Origin of the sequence: Nocardia arthritidis NBRC 100137, from assembly GCF_001612765.1 — a bacterium.
GTDB lineage: Bacteria > Actinomycetota > Actinomycetes > Mycobacteriales > Mycobacteriaceae > Nocardia > Nocardia arthritidis.
Window position 1 is genome coordinate 16321 of the sequence record NZ_BDBB01000051.1, and the last position, 16408, is coordinate 32728.

The 16408-nt window shown below is 68.8% G+C and carries 15 protein-coding genes and 1 tRNA gene; 6 read left to right on the top strand and 10 right to left on the bottom strand.

Features of this window, described 5'->3' with window-relative positions:
* Window positions 1-68 precede the first annotated feature (68 nt).
* From NA8_RS28425 to NA8_RS28445, 5 genes are all read right to left on the bottom strand, one after another.
* On the bottom strand, window positions 69-746 hold the full coding sequence (locus NA8_RS28425; protein ID WP_369690271.1) for a PAS and ANTAR domain-containing protein: 678 nt from the start codon (window positions 744-746) through the stop codon (window positions 69-71).
* Window positions 747-1148: 402 nt separating this feature from the next.
* Entirely contained in the window at window positions 1149-2150 is a 1002-nt protein-coding gene (locus NA8_RS28430) for a PfkB family carbohydrate kinase (protein WP_063053412.1), read from the bottom strand.
* A gap of 882 nt (window positions 2151-3032) precedes the next feature.
* Window positions 3033-3467 carry an Hsp20/alpha crystallin family protein gene (locus NA8_RS28435; RefSeq protein WP_174550149.1) on the bottom strand — a complete coding sequence of 145 codons (435 nt, stop codon included), beginning with the start codon at window positions 3465-3467 and terminating at the stop codon, window positions 3033-3035.
* Window positions 3468-3852: 385 nt separating this feature from the next.
* Window positions 3853-3928, bottom strand: a tRNA-Gly gene (locus NA8_RS28440).
* 71 nt (window positions 3929-3999) lie between these two features.
* Window positions 4000-5214 carry an MFS transporter gene (locus NA8_RS28445; RefSeq protein WP_084467153.1) on the bottom strand — a complete coding sequence of 405 codons (1215 nt, stop codon included), beginning with the start codon at window positions 5212-5214 and terminating at the stop codon, window positions 4000-4002.
* A gap of 93 nt (window positions 5215-5307) precedes the next feature.
* Here NA8_RS28445 and NA8_RS28450 point away from each other — a divergent pair, with 93 nt between their 5' ends.
* Window positions 5308-5637 (top strand): ArsR/SmtB family transcription factor, encoded by a 330-nt coding sequence (locus NA8_RS28450; RefSeq protein WP_063053434.1) that lies wholly within the window; start codon window positions 5308-5310, stop codon window positions 5635-5637.
* 21 nt (window positions 5638-5658) lie between these two features.
* Here the strand turns inward: NA8_RS28450 and NA8_RS28455 are convergent, their stop codons facing one another.
* The 4 genes from NA8_RS28455 to rpsO form a co-directional block, all read right to left on the bottom strand.
* Window positions 5659-6081, bottom strand: a complete 423-nt coding sequence (locus NA8_RS28455; protein ID WP_157106970.1) for a hypothetical protein — start codon at window positions 6079-6081, stop codon at window positions 5659-5661.
* 145 nt (window positions 6082-6226) lie between these two features.
* A complete protein-coding gene (locus NA8_RS28460; RefSeq protein ID WP_063053435.1) occupies window positions 6227-7567 on the bottom strand; it encodes a M16 family metallopeptidase in 1341 nt (446 codons plus the stop codon).
* A gap of 38 nt (window positions 7568-7605) precedes the next feature.
* Complete coding sequence (locus NA8_RS28465; RefSeq protein ID WP_063053414.1) at window positions 7606-9882, bottom strand: polyribonucleotide nucleotidyltransferase; 2277 nt, start codon at window positions 9880-9882, stop codon at window positions 7606-7608.
* Between the two features lie 720 nt (window positions 9883-10602).
* Window positions 10603-10872 (bottom strand): 30S ribosomal protein S15, encoded by a 270-nt coding sequence (rpsO, locus tag NA8_RS28470; RefSeq protein ID WP_039799352.1) that lies wholly within the window; start codon window positions 10870-10872, stop codon window positions 10603-10605.
* A gap of 258 nt (window positions 10873-11130) precedes the next feature.
* Between rpsO and NA8_RS28475 the strand changes: the two genes are divergently transcribed.
* Window positions 11131-11949 (top strand): alpha/beta fold hydrolase, encoded by an 819-nt coding sequence (locus tag NA8_RS28475; RefSeq protein WP_063053436.1) that lies wholly within the window; start codon window positions 11131-11133, stop codon window positions 11947-11949.
* Window positions 11950-11952: 3 nt separating this feature from the next.
* Here the strand turns inward: NA8_RS28475 and NA8_RS28480 are convergent, their stop codons facing one another.
* Window positions 11953-12924, bottom strand: coding sequence for a bifunctional riboflavin kinase/FAD synthetase (locus NA8_RS28480; protein ID WP_051175376.1), 972 nt, complete (start codon window positions 12922-12924; stop codon window positions 11953-11955).
* A 422-nt stretch (window positions 12925-13346) separates the two neighbouring features.
* On the opposite strand from NA8_RS28480, the gene NA8_RS28485 reads away from it, so the two are divergent.
* From NA8_RS28485 to NA8_RS28500, 4 genes are all read left to right on the top strand, one after another.
* Entirely contained in the window at window positions 13347-13799 is a 453-nt protein-coding gene (locus NA8_RS28485; RefSeq protein ID WP_063053415.1) for a cupin domain-containing protein, read from the top strand.
* A gap of 1 nt (window position 13800) precedes the next feature.
* Window positions 13801-14988 carry an aminotransferase-like domain-containing protein gene (locus NA8_RS28490; protein WP_063053416.1) on the top strand — a complete coding sequence of 396 codons (1188 nt, stop codon included), beginning with the start codon at window positions 13801-13803 and terminating at the stop codon, window positions 14986-14988.
* Window positions 14985-15449 (top strand): hypothetical protein, encoded by a 465-nt coding sequence (locus tag NA8_RS28495; protein WP_063053417.1) that lies wholly within the window; start codon window positions 14985-14987, stop codon window positions 15447-15449. The genes NA8_RS28490 and NA8_RS28495 overlap by 4 nt, the downstream gene beginning before the upstream one ends.
* 168 nt (window positions 15450-15617) lie before the next feature.
* The gene (locus NA8_RS28500) at window positions 15618-16286 is read left to right on the top strand and encodes a metal-dependent transcriptional regulator (RefSeq protein ID WP_174550150.1); all 669 of its coding nucleotides are present in this window, start codon (window positions 15618-15620) and stop codon (window positions 16284-16286) included.
* Window positions 16287-16408: the final 122 nt, after the last annotated feature.

Here is a 16408-nt window from a genome sequence, read left to right on the forward strand (position 1 = left end):
TCACCCGGGGCGTCGGTCCGAAAAACGAAATGCCCCGCAACGTTCCGGCTGCCTGTCGCTCTGGATGGTCAGTCGCGGGGTATGCGGTGGTGGACGGTGAGCAGGATGTGGTCGAACGCGGCGACCAGGTCCGGCGGTGGCGGCGGCACGAGGAGAAGCTCCGTGATCAACTGCTGGGCGAGCGCCCGCAGCTTGGTGTTGGTTTCCTGCGAACGCCAGCGCAGAACTTGGAACGCTTGCTCGGCGCTGATCTGATAGATACGCATGAGCACGCCCTTGGCCTGCTCGATCACGGCGCGGTTTTCGTAGAGTCCCGGCAGCGTCGCGGCCAGCATGGCTTCGTGCGCCTCGGCGAGGGTGTCGGAGAGGTCGACGTAGAAGCCGGAGGTACCTACCGCGGTTTCCGCGTCGTCCAGGATCCGGTCGGCGACGACGAGCACGGTGTGTTCCTGGCCGGATAAGTCGATGAACCGATGCCTGCTCGAGAAGGGTTCGCCGTGATCGATGGCGCGTGTGATGGTCTCGGCCACGTGCGTGCGGTCGTCGGGGTGTTTGTGCGCGAGCAACAGCTCTGTGGTCGGCTCGATCTCGCCGGGCCGGTAGCCGTGCATGCGATAGACCTCAGCGGACCATTCCCACCGACGGGTGGCGAACCAGAACCGGAAGCTTCCGACCGCAGGCTGCTCGGACGGGGCCGAACCGGTGGTGGTCAAGACGGACGTGCGGGGCTCCATATGCCGAGTCATGGATGCAGTGCCTCTCCGAGGTACAAGGGGCTTGCGGCCGCAACGGGTCCGCGAACCGATGCCATCCCTCGATGGAATCACGCGGACGCGGGCGCGTCGGGCCGAGATTCCGCTGTTGACTCAACGGCCGGCGCACGCGCACATCGTGGCGGCAACCAGGGACCCACTAGCCAGTATGTCATCCATGTCCCGCGCGGGCGCGATAAGCCCGCGACAACGCCCGGCAAACGAGCCCACCCCGGAATTCGTAATACGGGGTAACCGCTCGATCCAAAGGCTTTCGAGCCCGGAAGACAGCGCCGACCCACGGCGTGACTCCCGATTCACCTTGCGCGTGATCCGAGCCGTCGCGCCGGATGCGCGGTGTTCAGCAGGTTCCGAGCCCGAATAGCGAGGCGAGTGTCACGTCCCCGGATCACCCCAGGCGGCAGGCACTCCGGAAACCGCGGCCGGCTCCGATTCCGAGAACGCCGCGGCGGCACCGGAGCCGACGAACTCGGCCGCCGCGAGTACCGCGCGGCGCACCGCGCTTTCAGGTCCGCTGCCCGCGCCTAAGTGGGCTGCCGCGGCGACGGCGAAACTGTCGCCCGCACCGCAGGCGTCGCTGCCCTCGGGCGCCTTGGCCGCGGCCGGAAGCGGGATGCGCAGGCGTTTACCCGACGCGCGCAGGCACATCAGTGCGCCCTCCGATCCGAGGGTCACCGCGATCGCCTGCACGGCCCACCCTTTGGCGAGTTTCCACAGGTCCGGCCCGTCGTCGAGCCGACCGGACAGCAGGGCGAGCGCTTCCGAGCGACTCGGGGTGACCAGAGCCGCGCCCGGGATCGGGACGGATCCGTGCGGATGGGGATCCCAGACCACCGGGACGTGAGCGGCGTGGGCGCGCAGCAGCGCGCGGATCTGCGGGTGGGTCGCGGCGCCGCGACCGTAGTCCGAGACCAGGACGGCGTGCGCCGCCGCGAGCACGGCGTGCGCGGCCTCGGGCAGCGGGTCCGTGCCGAGTCGCCCCGTACCGGAATCGATCCTGGTGATCAGGACCTGCCGCCGGGACTCCTTGGTCTTGGCGTGCCCGTTCGGGGCGGCCCACGGGCCGATCGCTCGCACGCGCTGCTTGCAGACCGTCGAACCGCGCAGGGGCAGCGCGATGACCCGGACGTGGCCGTCCAGCAGTCCGCGCAGCCGGGCAGCCGCCTCGTCGGAACCGAACCCGGCGATGAGAACGACTTCCCGCTCCCCCGTGGCAGCGAGCCGGGCCGCTAGTCCCGCTCCACCGGGACGAAACGTCCGGTGTACGACGTCGACGACAGGAGCCACGGAATTCGGGCTGCACCGGTCGGCGCGACCGTCGACGTCGATGTCGAGCAGCGCGTCGCCGATCACGACGAGCGGATCGGCCGCCGCCATCAATTCCGCTCCAACGCGTCTCCCGACGCCATGCGCAGTCCGGCGACTGTTGCGGGCGTGGCGGGCTGTGGCGGACCGGTATCCGACCCTGTCCATCCGGCCGCGCCCAGCGGGCCTGCGTGCTCGGACACCATGGCGATCTTCACTGCCGGCTCCGTTCGCCGCGGACGACTGGGTCGAATAGCGCAGTAACCGATCGGGGCCTCACGCCGAAGCCCGCACGTGCTGAGATGCCCGGGCCGCTCGCGACGAAACATGGGAACCCGGAATACCGCACGGTTCGCACCCTGAGCCCCGAGAAAACAATGACCTCCGTTCCGGCCCGTCGTGACCCCGAGGAGGGCGCATCGGCGCAGCTCCTGGCACTGCCATGGGCCGTACTCGAACGAATCCAGAGACGACGGACGGCGGGCGACTACCGCTTGTCATGGGAAAGCCTGGCGCGGGGGGTGGGAGCTGCGGGCCCGGGACGCCGGGTGCCGGGCCCGCGTCGGAAGAGAGTGACGTGACGGTTCGATCGGTCCGGAGCATCACCTGCCTTTCGCTGTGCTCGTCTTTTCCGGGGGCACCGACTGGATACCTCTTCCCCCGCGGAGGTCCGCGCTCACGCGGGTGCGGACGGCGCGCGGGGACTCGGCCGCGCGGGGCGGCCCCTTCCGATGAGTGCCGCGGCCCGGTCACCCCCTTGTGGGCAGAAGCCAGGCGTGACGGCGCCGGTGGACATCGCGCGGGAGCCAAAGCTTCACAAAGGATCTCGTCCACCTCGGCGAACAACACCTCGAGTTCGGCATCCAGCAGCGGTGGCCCGCAGACGTCATCCCACGTGTCGAGCATGGTCACGACCCTTCACCTCCTACCGGAACGTGCTGGGCCCTGCGGCGATCAGGCGTCGATCACCTGGTGGCCGTTACCGCGGGCGACCTCGATCTTGCGGGGTTTCGCCCGCTCTGCGACCGGGATTCGCAGCCTCAGTACGCCATCGGTGTAGTCGGCGCCGATGCGCTCGGTGTCGAGTCCCTCTCCGAGGAATATCTGACGGCTGAACACTCCGCGGGTGCGCTCCGCGGCGATCATCTCCCGGCCGGAATCCAGTTCGGGGCGCTGTGCGCGCACAGTGAGGACATTGCGTTCCATGTCCAGGTCCAGGGAGCCGGGATCGATACCGGGCAGATCGAGCTCGACCACGAATTCCTCGCCCTCGCGCCAAGCGTCGATCGGCATGACGGCCGGGTGCGCTGCCGTGCCGAGCACCTGTTGCGTGAACCGCTCCAGATCGCGGAACGGGTCGGTACGCATCAACATGGTCGCCACCTCCAACTCACTCCATCTACCTCGCGGTGCCGAGATAACCTATGTCAATACAGATAGATTTCTTATAGCACTATCCAGAAATGAACGCAAGAGGTCGGAATAGACAGCTTCCCGGTTCGCGGTTGCGACCGGCGCAGGAGCGGGGCCGGATCGCCCGCCGCACGACGGCCACCCGACGATGCCGGTAGTCCCGGCTTCGGCATGGCGCAGCTCGGGAGCCACGGGCGCACTCCTTCGGGGGCGTGATACCGGTCCGTGCTCGTTGCCCACCGCACCACCGCGGTCGGCTCTGGGCGGGAATACCGAATGACGCCGGATGCGCGCGAGTGACGACAGAACCTGGAATGACTTGCTCGTCCGGGCGTCTCCGGAAGAGGGCCGGAAGATTTCGTGGAGCGGATGACGGGATTCGAACCCGCGACCCTCACCTTGGCAAGGTGATGCGCTACCAGCTGCGCTACATCCGCATTCGCATCGCGGCGACCGTGATGCGACACAGAACATTAGCGGACACTCATGGCAAAAAGCCAATCGCCGCTCATGCCCGCCGGACCTCCGCCCGGTCGCGGCGCAGGCCGAGAGCGGCCGCGAGCAGGCAGGCGAGGGCGACCACTCCGACGAACCAGGGGAACACGGTGCTCAGACCCCAGGTGGTGGCCGCCCAACCGGCCAGGATGGTGGGCAGTGCCATCGCCGAGTAGGCGAGCAAGTAATACGCCGACATCGTCTCGCCGCGCTTGTGGTGCGGCACGACCTCCGACAGGTGCCGCAGCGATCCGCCGAAGCCGAGGCCGAAGGTCGCACCCAGCGCGACGCCCGCGGCGAGCACGGCGATCCAGTTGTGCGTGGCCAGCGCGGGGACCGTCAGCAGGAGCGCCAGCGCCATGCCGGTGTCGCCGAGGATCGCGGCCCACCGGGCCGGCACGCCGGTCGCGAACAGTTGCACCGTGGCGCCGGAGAGCGCGGTCGATGCGACGACGGCGCCGCCGAAGACCAGGTTGTGGATGCCGGTCTGCTGCGTGGCCAGCGAGGGGTACAGCGACAGCAGCACACCCAGCACCGACCAGGCCGCCATCACGCCGATGGCCGAGAACCAGAAGTCGCCGCGAATCTCTTGCGGTACAGCGGGTTTCGCGATCCGGATGCGTCCGGCCGCCCGGGCCGAGTGCGGTTCGCGCAGCGCGAGCACACCGGCGCCGATCGCCAGGCAGACCACGGTGATCACGACGTACGGCGTGCGTAGCGGATGCGGCGCGTACTGCGCCAGCAGTGCCGAGCCCAGGATCGCCACCGCCATCCCCACATTGAAGGCGACACCACTGAGTTGCCCGGACCGCGCACCGCGGTGCGGACGCAGATCCAGCAGCGCGGCGGCGCCTGCGACCACAGTCGCGCCGACCGCGATGCCGTGCAGCGCACGCGCCAGCAGCAGCATCGGCACGCCGTCGGCGAGCACGAACACCAGCAGCCCGGCGACCATCGTGGCGAAAGCGCCGAGCAGCACCGGTTTCCGGCCGACCACGTCGGAAATCCGCCCGGACACCAGCACCGCGCCCAGCGCGGCCACGGCGTACACCGCGAACACGATGGTCGTGGTGAGCGGCGAGAGATGCCACTGCTTCTGATAGATGCCGTAGAGCGGCGCCGGAACGCCCGAAACCCCCAGCGCTACGCCACTGGCCGCCAGGACCAGGGCATAGGCCCAGCGCTGTGAGGTTTGTTCATCGACGGCCACCGCCATCGTCGCTGCCATCGGAACTCCGATCAGGTAAGTTTGATGATGATCGAACCGCAGTCGACGATACATCCGGTACGACGATCATCAAACCTGAGAGTGAGCCAGATCATGTCCGATGCGCGAGACGCGGACCAGCAGGCGCCCCCGGTGGCAGCGTTGCCCGCGGTGCTCAGCGCGCTGCAGGACCCGGTGCGCCTGGAGATGGTGCGTCGGCTCGGCAACGCGGGAACGGCGGTCCGCTGCGGCGCGCTCTACGAGGTGATCAACAAATCGACCGCCACCCACCATTTCAAGATCCTGCGTGACGCCGGTGTGATCGAGCGCCTGATCATCGACGGTCACACCTGCCAGCGCCTGCGCATCGACGACCTCGAGGCCGCCCTGCCGGGGCTGGTGCCGACGATCGTCGCGGCCGCCAATCGCGCCCGCGGGGACTGACCCTGCCGAGGCAGTGCGCGCTCAACAGTTGTCGAAGCGCCACTGCCCGTCGATGAACGTCCAGGTCTTCGGCTTGGTGTCGTCCTGCCCCGCGCGGGCGTCGGAGTGCTCGACCGTAACCGTGCCGGTCGAGCCGGACGTGGTGACGGTGATCCGCGCGGGCTCGGACTTCAGGTCCCGGCCGTCGTAGAGCTGCGCCATGGACGCCACGTAGTCGTCCTCGTTGAGCGTGAGCTTGCACCGCGCGGAGCGGAACCGGTACGCGGCGGCATAGTCGTGACTCGCCAGCGCGTCGGTCATCTCCGTGGCTTCCGCGCGCAGTGCGGACTCGGTCGGCTCGCCCGCCTTGCCCGCCTCCGCGTCCGTTCCACCGCACCCGGACAGCACGAGGATGGGCAGCGATACCGTTCCCAGCGCGCGAAGGGCACGATTCGTTCGGTTCATCTCGACTCCTTGCCAGAGATCGCCGGATCCCATGCCCGGACAATCGAGTTCAGCGCCCTCCAGCGGGGACCGAGGGGGCGGGCGGCCGAAACAGTATCGCGGGAACGGATTCCCCGCCAAGCCGCGGTCCCCTCCCTCGCGACGATCAGCTCGGCACCAACCGCCGGACGGCCGCCGGTAGATCACGGGCGCGCTTGTACGGCCCGGCGACCGACGCGGCGAAGGGCCGCGCCAACAGCGTGCGCGCGACGGCGGACACCTCCTCGGTGGTGACGGCGTCGATGCGGGCCAGGGTCTCCGATACGCTGCGGTGGTTGCCGTAGCTGAGTTCGCTGCGTCCCAGACGATTCATACGCGAGGCGGAGTCCTCCAGGCCGAGCACCAGCCCACCACGCAACGAGCCCTTGGCGCGTGCGCACTCGGCATCGCTGATGCCGTCGGCGGCGACTTCCTCCAGGACGCCGCGGGCCAGTGCCGCCACCTCGCCGAGGTTCTCCGGCTGGCAGCCGATGTAGACCGAGAACGCGCCGGTGTCGGCGAAGGTGTCGACGCCGGAATACACCGAGTAGGCCAGCCCGCGTTCTTCCCGGATGCGTTGGAACAGACGCGAACTCAGCCCGCCGCCGACCACGGTGTTGAGCACCGACAGCGGCCAGCGCCGCTCCCCTTCGTGCCGCCCGAAGGCGCGCACGCCGAACGCCAGATGCGCCTGCTCACTGTCGCGATGACTCCAGTGCAGCTGCGGAGCGCCGTGCGGCCGGAACCGGCCCTCGCGCCGCGGTGCGGGCGTCGCCGCGGGTTCGAGCCGGTTTTCGAAAGCACGGTGCACCAATTCCACGGTGTGGTCGTGCTCCACGTTGCCCGCTACCGCGATCACCATCCGGTCCGGCCGGTAACGCCGCAGGTGGAACGACCGCAGTTGCGCGGCCCGCATCCCCTCGATGGATTCGACGGAACCGATCACCGGGCGCCCGATCGGATGATCACCGAACAGCGCGGCCAGGAAGGAGTCACCGACCAGGTCCTCGGGGTCGTCGTCGCGCATGGCGATCTCCTCGAGCACCACCTGCCGCTCCACGTCCACATCCGACGCCCGGCACAGTCCGTTGAGCACCACATCCGAGACCAGGTCGACGGCCAGGGGCAGGTCCTCGTCCAAGACGTGCGCGTAGTAGCAGGTCTGCTCCTTCGCGGTGAACGCGTTGAGTTCGCCGCCGACCGCGTCCATCGCCTCGGCGATGTCCAGGGCCGAGCGCGTCGGCGTCGCCTTGAACAGCAGGTGCTCCAGGAAGTGCGCGGCGCCCGCGACGGTCGGGCCTTCGTCGCGCGACCCGACGCCCACCCACACGCCGATGGACGCCGAGCGGACCCCGGGCAGATGCTCGGTGACCACGCGCAATCCGCCGGGCAGCACGGTGCGCCGTACTCCGCTGTCCGAGTCCGCCCGCAGCTCGAGTGACGAACCCCCCTGCCCGGTGCTGAGCAGAGGGGTTGTCGTCTTCTTCTTCGTCACAGGGACAAGTACTACTCGGTCCCGGCCGAACCCGCATCGGCCGCGTCGTCGCCGGGCTCCTCGGTGTTCTCCTCGACCGGCACGAGCGAGATCTTGCCGCGGTTGTCGATGTCGGCGATCTCCACCCGCAGCTTGTCGCCGACGTTCACCACGTCCTCGACCTTGGCCACACGCTTGCCGTTGCCCAGCTTGGAGATGTGCACCAGACCGTCGCGGCCCGGCAGCAGCGAGACGAACGCGCCGAAGGCGGTGGTCTTGACGACCGTGCCCAGGAAGCGCTCGCCGACCTTCGGCAGCTGCGGGTTGGCGATGGCGTTGATCGCGTCGATCGCGGCCTGCGCCGACGGGCCGTCGGTCGCGCCGACGAACACGGTGCCGTCGTCCTCGATGGAGATGTTGGCGCCGGTCTCCTCGGTGATCTGGTTGATCACCTTGCCCTTGGGTCCGATCACCTCGCCGATCTTGTCGACCGGGATCTTGATCGCGGTGACGCGCGGCGCGTACGGGCTCATCTCGTCCGGGGTGGCGATGGCCTCGGCCATCACGTCCAGGATCGTGGCACGCGCGTCGTGAGCTTGGCTCAGCGCGCCGGCCAGCACCTGCGAGGGGATGCCGTCCAGCTTGGTGTCCAGCTGCAGCGCGGTGACGAACTGAGGGGTGCCCGCGACCTTGAAGTCCATGTCGCCGAACGCGTCCTCGGCGCCGAGGATGTCGGTCAGCGCGACGTAGCGGACCTCTTCCTCACCCTGATCGTTGGTGATGGTGTCCGAGACCAGGCCCATCGCGATACCGGCGACCGGCGCCTTCAGCGGCACGCCCGCGTTCAGCAGCGACAGAGTGGAGGCGCACACCGAACCCATCGAGGTGGAGCCGTTGGAACTCAGCGCCTCCGAGACCTGGCGGATGGCGTACGGGAACTCCTCCTGGCTGGGCAGCACCGGGATCAGCGCCCGCTCGGCCAGCGCGCCGTGGCCGATCTCGCGGCGCTTGGGCGAACCGACCCGGCCGGTCTCACCGGTGGAGAACGGCGGGAAGTTGTAGTGGTGCATGTAGCGCTTGCTGGTCTCCGGGCCGAGCGAGTCGACCTGCTGGGCCATCTTCACCATGTCCAGAGTGGTGACGCCCAGGATCTGGGTCTCGCCGCGCTCGAACAATGCCGAGCCATGTGCCCGGGGCACCACCGCGACCTCGGCGGACAACGCGCGGATGTCGGCCAGGCCGCGGCCGTCGATGCGGAAGCCGTCGGACAGGATGCGCTGACGCACCAGCTTCTTGGTGACCGAGCGGAACGCCGCGCCCAGTTCCTTCTCGCGTCCGGCGAAGTCGTCGACGAGCCGCTCGAGCACGGCGAGCTTGATCTGGTCGATCTTCTCCTCGCGCTCCTGCTTGCCGGAGATGCTCAGCGCCTCGCTCAGCTCACGCTTGGCGGTGCCCTCGACGGCCTCGTACACATCCTGCCCGTACGGCGGGAAGAGCGGGAACTCCTCGGTGGGCTTGGCGGCCAGCTCGGCCAGGTCCTGCTGGGCGCGGCACAGGCGGGCGATGAACGGCTTGGCGGCCTCGAGACCCTCCGCGACGACGGCCTCGGTCGGCGCCTGCGCACCGCCCTCGACCAGCGCGATGACGTTCTCCGTCGCCTCCGCCTCGACCATCATGATCGCGACGTCGCCGGAGTCGACCACCCGGCCCGCGACGACCATGTCGAACACGGCGCCCTCGAGCTGCTCGGTGGACGGGAAGGCGACCCACTGGCCATCGATCAGCGCGACGCGTACGCCGCCGACCGGGCCGGAGAACGGCAGGCCCGCGATCTGGGTGGACGCGGACGCGGCGTTGATCGCCACCACGTCGTAGAGGTCCTTCGGGTCCAGGCTCAGCACCGTGACCACGACCTGGATCTCGTTACGCAGTCCGTCGACGAACGACGGACGCAGCGGCCGGTCGATCAGGCGGCAGGTCAGGATCGCGTCGGTGGAGGGGCGGCCCTCACGGCGGAAGAACGATCCCGGGATGCGGCCCGCGGCGTACATCCGCTCCTCGACGTCGACCGTCAGCGGGAAGAAGTCGAACTGGTCCTTGGGCTGCTTGCCCGCGGTGGTGGCCGACAGCAGCATGGTCTCGTCGTCCAGGTAGGCGGCGACCGAGCCTGCGGCCTGCCGGGCGAGACGTCCGGTCTCGAACCGGATGGTGCGGGTGCCGTAGCTGCCGTTGTCGATCAGCGCGACGGATTCGTACACGCCCGGTTCGACCTCGACGGCAGTGCTCTTGCGTTCAGTTGTTTCGGTCATTCTTCTCTGTCAACCTCTCGTCTTCGCCGGCTCGAGCGCACGGTGGCGCGATCCGGCTGTCGTCAGCCGTACCGGGTACGGACGCGCGGCAACCCTCCTGGCTGCGGCGCGCGCACCCGGCCGAATCCCCTTGGAGACGGCGACGCGGAGGCGGTCATCGATCGAAGCCCGACGGCGTCAACTCGCTGCCGATAGGCCACTACCGAAGACCGACGCCACGCGGGCGGGTGCATACGGCTGTGCAATGTTGTCGTGCGCAGGGGGGCGATCCACCCCTATACACAAATAGCCAACGGAGCGATTGTACGTCTCCCCGTCGGCTGGACCAGCGACCGCCTCGGGCACTCCGTGTCGGACCGCCTGTGACCACCACCGCGGTTCACGAGCGCCCGGACCCGATCCCTGGGAGTCGACAGATGCCCGCGGCCCTCACGGCCGCCGATCGCGGCTCCGCGGAAAATCGCACCTGATCAGCGAACGGCTCCTGCCGTCGGCACACCGGGTAGTCCTGGCCCGGCACGCGGGTCCGAACTCACACACTGAAACGCGCAAGTCGAATCACGGCAGCCATAACCGGCGAACCGCCGCAGGAGCGCGCGCCGTTCACAGCCCGGCTCGCGTCGAGGGATCGCTGCGTCCGCGACGAAGTCGCCGGCAGCGGTTGCTCGGACGCGAGCCGTGACGGGCCGCGAACCTCGGCGCCGAAGGCGCCGGAAAGAACTACCGACGCAGCCCGAGCCGCTCGATCAGCGAACGGTAGCGGTTGATGTCGTTGTCCTGCAGGTACTTCGACAGCCGCTTGCGACGACCGATCAGCGCCATCAGACCGTGCCGGGTGTGGTGGTCGTGCTTGTGCTTCTTCAGGTGCTCGGTGATGTCGGCGATCCGCTTGGACAGCAGCGCGATCTGCGCCTCCGGCGAACCGGTGTCCTTCTCGTGCAAGCCGTACTCGGCGAGAATCGCCGACTTCTGCTCGGTGGTCAGCGCCATGGGGCATCCACTCCTGTTTCTCAGTTCCGCGCTCGAAGGTCCGGTTACCCGGGTATGGGCGCCACCGCGGACCGCAGCAAACCCGAGGGACCACCCTACCGGACCGGGCGCTTCCAGCCGAAATCGCCGCCCGCGGCCCTCGCGCCCGGTTCCGGCCACGCGGCACAGGGAAGCATCGGCATTACCTTCCGGGTAATCGACTCCGCGCAGTCCGGCTGCGAATCTTCTTGTCGTACCGCCGAATACGAGGAGAAGACGATGCCCTACCTGAACACGACCGACGGCACCCGCCTGGCCTACGAGGACTACGGAACCGGAGCACCGATCGTGTTCATCGCCGGGTGGGCGCTGAACACGGAGATGTGGGAGTACCAGGTCCCGTTCTTCGTCGAGCAGGGTTACCGCTGCGTGCTGCTCGACCGGCGCGGGCACGGCCGCTCCGACCGGCCGTCGACCGGATACGACCTGGACACGCGCGCCGACGACGTGGCCGAGCTGATCGAACATCTGGACCTGCGCGAGCTCACCCTCGTCGCCCACTCCGCGGGCGGCGCGGAAGTCGCGCGCTACCTGGGCAGGCACGGCACCGCGCGGGTCGCGCGCATCGCGCTGCTGGCCACCACGCTGCCGTTCCTGCGACAGACCGAGGACAACCCTGAGGGCCTGCCGGAGGAGCTGAGCCTGGCCTCGGTCACGCAGTGGCGCACCGACCGGCCCAAATGGTTCGCCGACCGCGCGCAAGGGTACTTCGCCACCCACCTCGGCAACGACGTCTCCCCCGCGCTGATCGAGCACGAGACGCGCCGCTGCCTGTCCGCCGCGCCGTGGGCCACCATCGCGGTCTGGGAGTCGACCTTCCCGTCCGACCACCGCGAGACGCTGCGGAATCTGCCGATACCCGCTCTGGTCGTGCACGGGGTGCCGGATCAGTCCATCCCGATCGACGCCAGCAGCAGGCGCACCGCGAAACTCATTCCCGACTGCGTCTACAAGGAGTACCCGACCGCCGGGCACGGCCTGTACGTCACGCACGCCGAGCAGCTCAACGACGACCTGCTCGACTTCATGAAGTCCTGACGCTCACCCGGCGTCGACGGCGATGAGGATCTTGCGCGCGGTCTCCACGTCGCGGCCCATGCACTCGACGAGTTCCTCCACCGACTCGAACTTGCGCTGGCCGCGGATGTGCTCGACGAAGTCCACCGCGACGTGCTGACCGTAGAGATCGGCCTCGCCGTCGAGCACATACGCCTCGACGGTGCGGGCGCGGCCGGAGAAGGTCGGGTTGGTGCCCACCGAGATGGCGGCCATGGCCCGCTCGCCCGGGGTGACGGTCCCGATGGTGGGGCCGGGCCCGAGCACGGTGAACCATCCGGCGTACACGCCGTCGGCCGGAATCGCGGCGTGCATCGGCGGCGCGACGTTCGCGGTGGGAAAACCGAGTTGCTTACCGCGGCCGTCACCGTGCACGACGACGCCCTCCACCCGGTGCGGGCGTCCCAGCGCCTCGGCCGCGGCCGCCATGTCCCCGGCGTCGACGCACGCGCGAATGTAGGTCGAGGAGAAGGTCACGGCGTGTTCGGCGAGCAGCGTCACGCCGTCGACCTCGAAGCCGAAGCGCTTGCCGAGCTCGCGCATGGTCTCGACCGTGCCCGTGGCCTTCTTGCCGAAGGTGAAGTTGTCCCCGACCACGACCTCGACCACGTGCAACCGCTCCACCAGCAGGTCGTGCACATAGCGCGCGGGAGTCAGCTTCATGAACTCATGGGTGAAGGGCATGACACAGAACACATCGACGCCCAGTTCCTCGGCCAGCTCGGCGCGGCGGGTGAGGGTGGTCAGCTGCGCGGGGTGCGAGCCGGGGCGGACCACTTCCATCGGGTGCGGATCGAACGTCATCAGCACGGCGGGCACGCCGCGCGCTGCGGCGGACTTCACGGCCCGGCTGATCAGCTGCGCGTGGCCGCGGTGCACACCGTCGAACACACCGATCGTGAGGACACAGCGCCCCCAGTCCGCGGGCACCTCGTCGAGACTTCGCCATCTCTGCACAGTGCGCAGCCTACGCAAATCAGGTAGCGAACAGTATTCGGGCGTGCTGATCTCACACAACGGTTCCGCTGCGGTGAGCCGACGCGGAGGCGGCCTGGCGCCCGCGAGCGCGGACAGGTCGTGCGCCACCCGGCGGAAACGCCGATCGGTCGGGCCACCCGCGCCGTGGCAGGAGACGCGCGGTAGCGGCCCGAGGGATAACCGGGAGGTGGCCGTGGACGCCGCACGACGGCGCATCGCGGTACCGCGCCGTCGGTGTCGACGACATCGCCGCGGAAATCTCAGGTCACCGGAAAGGAACCGTACGGAATCGCGAAAGCGCCTATACACATCGGTTTCCCACGGGCCGACGAGCTCGTCTCGCCAGCAGCGGGAATGGTCTAGCGTCCAATTCGTCGGTGACGGAGTGCCCCGGAGTAGCCATGAAAAGTGCAGTCAAGCACGTGCGTGTGATCAAACCGTCCGATTCGGCCGAAACAATCGGCCGGCAACGACAACGCCTCATTCCCTGCGTCACCACCGAAACCTGTGGCGCCACAGGCATCTCGGCGGGCATTGTCAACATGGCCCCGGGCGCGATGTCGAAAGCGCATTATCACGCGCACACCGAGATCGTCGTCGTCTGCCTGCGCGGACGAGCGGTCACCCTGATCGGCCCGGAGCTGACGCCACATTTCCACGGTCCGGGCGAGTTCATCTACATCCCCGAAGGCGTCGTGCACGTGGCGGTGAATCTCGACGACGCCGAGGATCTGGTCGCGGTGGAAATGCGGACCGATCCGCTGTTCAACGACGACGTGGTGCTGACGCCGGAATACGACGCCGACGTACCCGAAGTGGTTGCCCGCCTGCGGCGCCTCGACCCGGTCGGCTGACGTGGCCGTCCACAAACGCAGCCGCGGCGCGGCCGAGGTGACCAGCGGGCCGATCGACGACATCTTCGCGGCGCTGGCGGGCCGCCCCGACGTGGTGTCCTTCGCCGTCGGAGCGCCCGACCCCGCTCTGCTGCCGAGCGAGCTCGTCGCCACGTTGGCGCAGACGGTCGTGGGCAGATACGGCAGCGCCGTCCTCCAGTACGGGATGACCCAGGGATTCGCCCCGCTGTTGGACGAAGCCCGAAACCTTCTGCGCAATCGCGATATTCGGTGCATGCACGATCGCCTGCATATCTCGACCGGCGGCTCCGGCGCATTGCACAATGTGTGTTTGGCGCTGCTCGACCCGCGGGACGTGGTTCTGGTCGAGACTCCCACTTACGGCCCGGCGGTGAAGGAATTCCGCAGCCACGGAGCCGCCGTCGTGGCGGTGTCCTCCGACGAATTCGGCCTCGTGCCGGAAGCGCTCGCCGAAGCCCTGGCCCGATACGACGCGGCATTCGTCTATCTACTGCCCACTTTCCAGAATCCAACCGGGCGGACGATGCCCGCCGATCGGCGTGCGGAAATCGCGGAGATCGTCGTCCGCCACGGCACGCTGGTGGTCGAAGACGACGTCTACACCGACCTGCGCTATCGCGGCGTGGCACAGCCCGCGCTGTCGTCGTTCGCGCCGGACAACTCGGTCTACATCACATCCCTGTCGAAAACGCTCGCTCCCGCGATCCGCGTCGGAATCACCGTCATGCCCCCGGATCTCCTGCGGACCGTGCTGGCGTTGAAGCAGGGCATTGATATGCAGACTTCGACGTACTGCCAGGCGATTGCCGCCGAATTCCTCGGCAGTTCGGCCGGGATCGCCCACCTCGCCCACCTCGTCGACGCCTATGCGGCCAAGTTGGACGCGTTGTCGGTCGCGCTCGAGCGGCATTTCCCGCCGGGGTTCCGCTGGGTCGAGCCGGAGGGCGGGATGTTCCTGTGGATCGAGGGGCCGCCCGATTTCGATGCCGATGCGCTGCTGGCGCGGGCCTTGCGGCAGGGGGTGGCGTTCCTGCCCGGCAGCGCCTTCTACGCCGACGACGTCGCGGAGCACCGCAACACCATGCGGCTGAGTTTCGCGAACGTGCCGCGCGACGACATCGATCGGGGCATCGCCGCGCTCGCGATCGTCTGCGGGGAGACGGCGTGAGCGATCGGCATCCGGTGCACGGCACCTGGGAAGTCCGCGCCGACGGCGCTCCGTTCGGCTACCACGTGATGCAGTTCCACCCCGGCGGCACGATGCTGCAATCGAATCCCGATCACGGCAATCGCGCCACGAGCGACAGCAACGGCATGGGCACCTGGCGCTGCGCGGGCGAGCGGGTCACCGGCGCCTTCCTGGAGTTCACCGTCGATCGCACCGACCCCGCCGTGGTGCGCAAAGGAATCGTCGCCTTCGAGCTCGACGTGACCGGCGACGAGTTCACCGGGTTCGCCACGGCGACGTTCTACCAGCTGTCCGGCGAGCCGGTGGGCGCACCGGCCACCGCCCGGTTGACCGGTCGCCGATTCGACGGCGTGGCCGCGCATCGCGACGCGGTGGATCTGTCGACAACGGTTCGACCCCCGCACATCCGGACACCGATCCGCCCATTTCGCGGCGGGTGAACGGCGAACAGCGCTTCGTTATCGCCGCGCCGACCGCAGGTCGGGGATGTGTGTATCGGCACGCCAGTGCCTAAGCTCGGGTGTGTGCCAGGTAAACGAGATATCGCCACTCGACGCGAGTTGGCCGACGCCCCGGCGCCGGGCGATGCGCACGGCGGTACCGCGACGATCGCGCCTGTGCTCTCGTCGGTCGCCCAGGACTACCTGAAGGTCATCTGGACCGCGCAGGAGTGGTCGCAGGAGAAGGTGACCACCAAATTGCTCGCCGAGCGGATCGGCGTGTCGGCCTCCACGGTGTCCGAAGCCGTCCGCAAACTCGCCGACCAGGGGCTGGTCGAGCATGCCCGCTACGGGGCGATCGCCCTCACCCCCGAGGGCCGCCGCGCCGCCGTCGCGATGGTGCGCAGGCACCGGCTCATCGAGACGTTCCTGGTGAACGAACTCGGTTACGGCTGGGACGAGGTGCACGACGAGGCCGAGGTGCTCGAGCACGCGGTCTCCGAACTGCTGATGGCCCGGATCGACGCCAAGCTCGGACACCCCGATCGCGACCCGCACGGCGATCCGATCCCGTCGGTGGACGGCGCGGTGCCGACCCCGCCCGCACGCCAGCTCAGCGACTTCCACGCGGGCGAGACCGGCCGGGTCGCGCGCATCTCCGACGCCGACCCCGACATGCTGCGCTACTTCGACTCCGTCGGCATCGCGCTGGACACCGCCATCACGGTCGTCGAACGCCGCGACTTCGCCGGCACCATCGCCATCCGAATCGGCGCCACCGACTCGCAGACGGACCTCGGGCGCCCCGCCGCCGAGGCCATCTGGCTCACCGCCTGAGCCGGTCCGCTCTGTCGGTGGGTCCCACCCGGCGAGGTCGGCACGGTTCCGGCCGCCGCGAGTCATCGGCCATCCTCGGGCGATCGGACTGCTCGCGCCGGTAGTCACGGCGGCGCGTGCTC

What these genes read in the sequence shown, in the direction of transcription:
- NA8_RS28425 (WP_369690271.1), bottom strand. Translation starts at nt 746, where the DNA reads ATGACTCGGCATATGGAGCCCCGCACGTCCGTCTTGACCACCACCGGT.
- NA8_RS28430 (WP_063053412.1), bottom strand. Translation starts at nt 2,150, where the DNA reads ATGGCGGCGGCCGATCCGCTCGTCGTGATCGGCGACGCGCTGCTCGAC.
- NA8_RS28445 (WP_084467153.1), bottom strand. Translation starts at nt 5,214, where the DNA reads ATGGCAGCGACGATGGCGGTGGCCGTCGATGAACAAACCTCACAGCGC.
- NA8_RS28450 (WP_063053434.1), top strand. Translation starts at nt 5,308, where the DNA reads ATGTCCGATGCGCGAGACGCGGACCAGCAGGCGCCCCCGGTGGCAGCG.
- NA8_RS28455 (WP_157106970.1), bottom strand. Translation starts at nt 6,081, where the DNA reads ATGAACCGAACGAATCGTGCCCTTCGCGCGCTGGGAACGGTATCGCTG.
- NA8_RS28465 (WP_063053414.1), bottom strand. Translation starts at nt 9,882, where the DNA reads ATGACCGAAACAACTGAACGCAAGAGCACTGCCGTCGAGGTCGAACCG.
- rpsO (WP_039799352.1), bottom strand. Translation starts at nt 10,872, where the DNA reads ATGGCGCTGACCACCGAGCAGAAGTCGGCGATTCTCGCCGAGTACGGC.
- NA8_RS28475 (WP_063053436.1), top strand. Translation starts at nt 11,131, where the DNA reads ATGCCCTACCTGAACACGACCGACGGCACCCGCCTGGCCTACGAGGAC.
- NA8_RS28485 (WP_063053415.1), top strand. Translation starts at nt 13,347, where the DNA reads ATGAAAAGTGCAGTCAAGCACGTGCGTGTGATCAAACCGTCCGATTCG.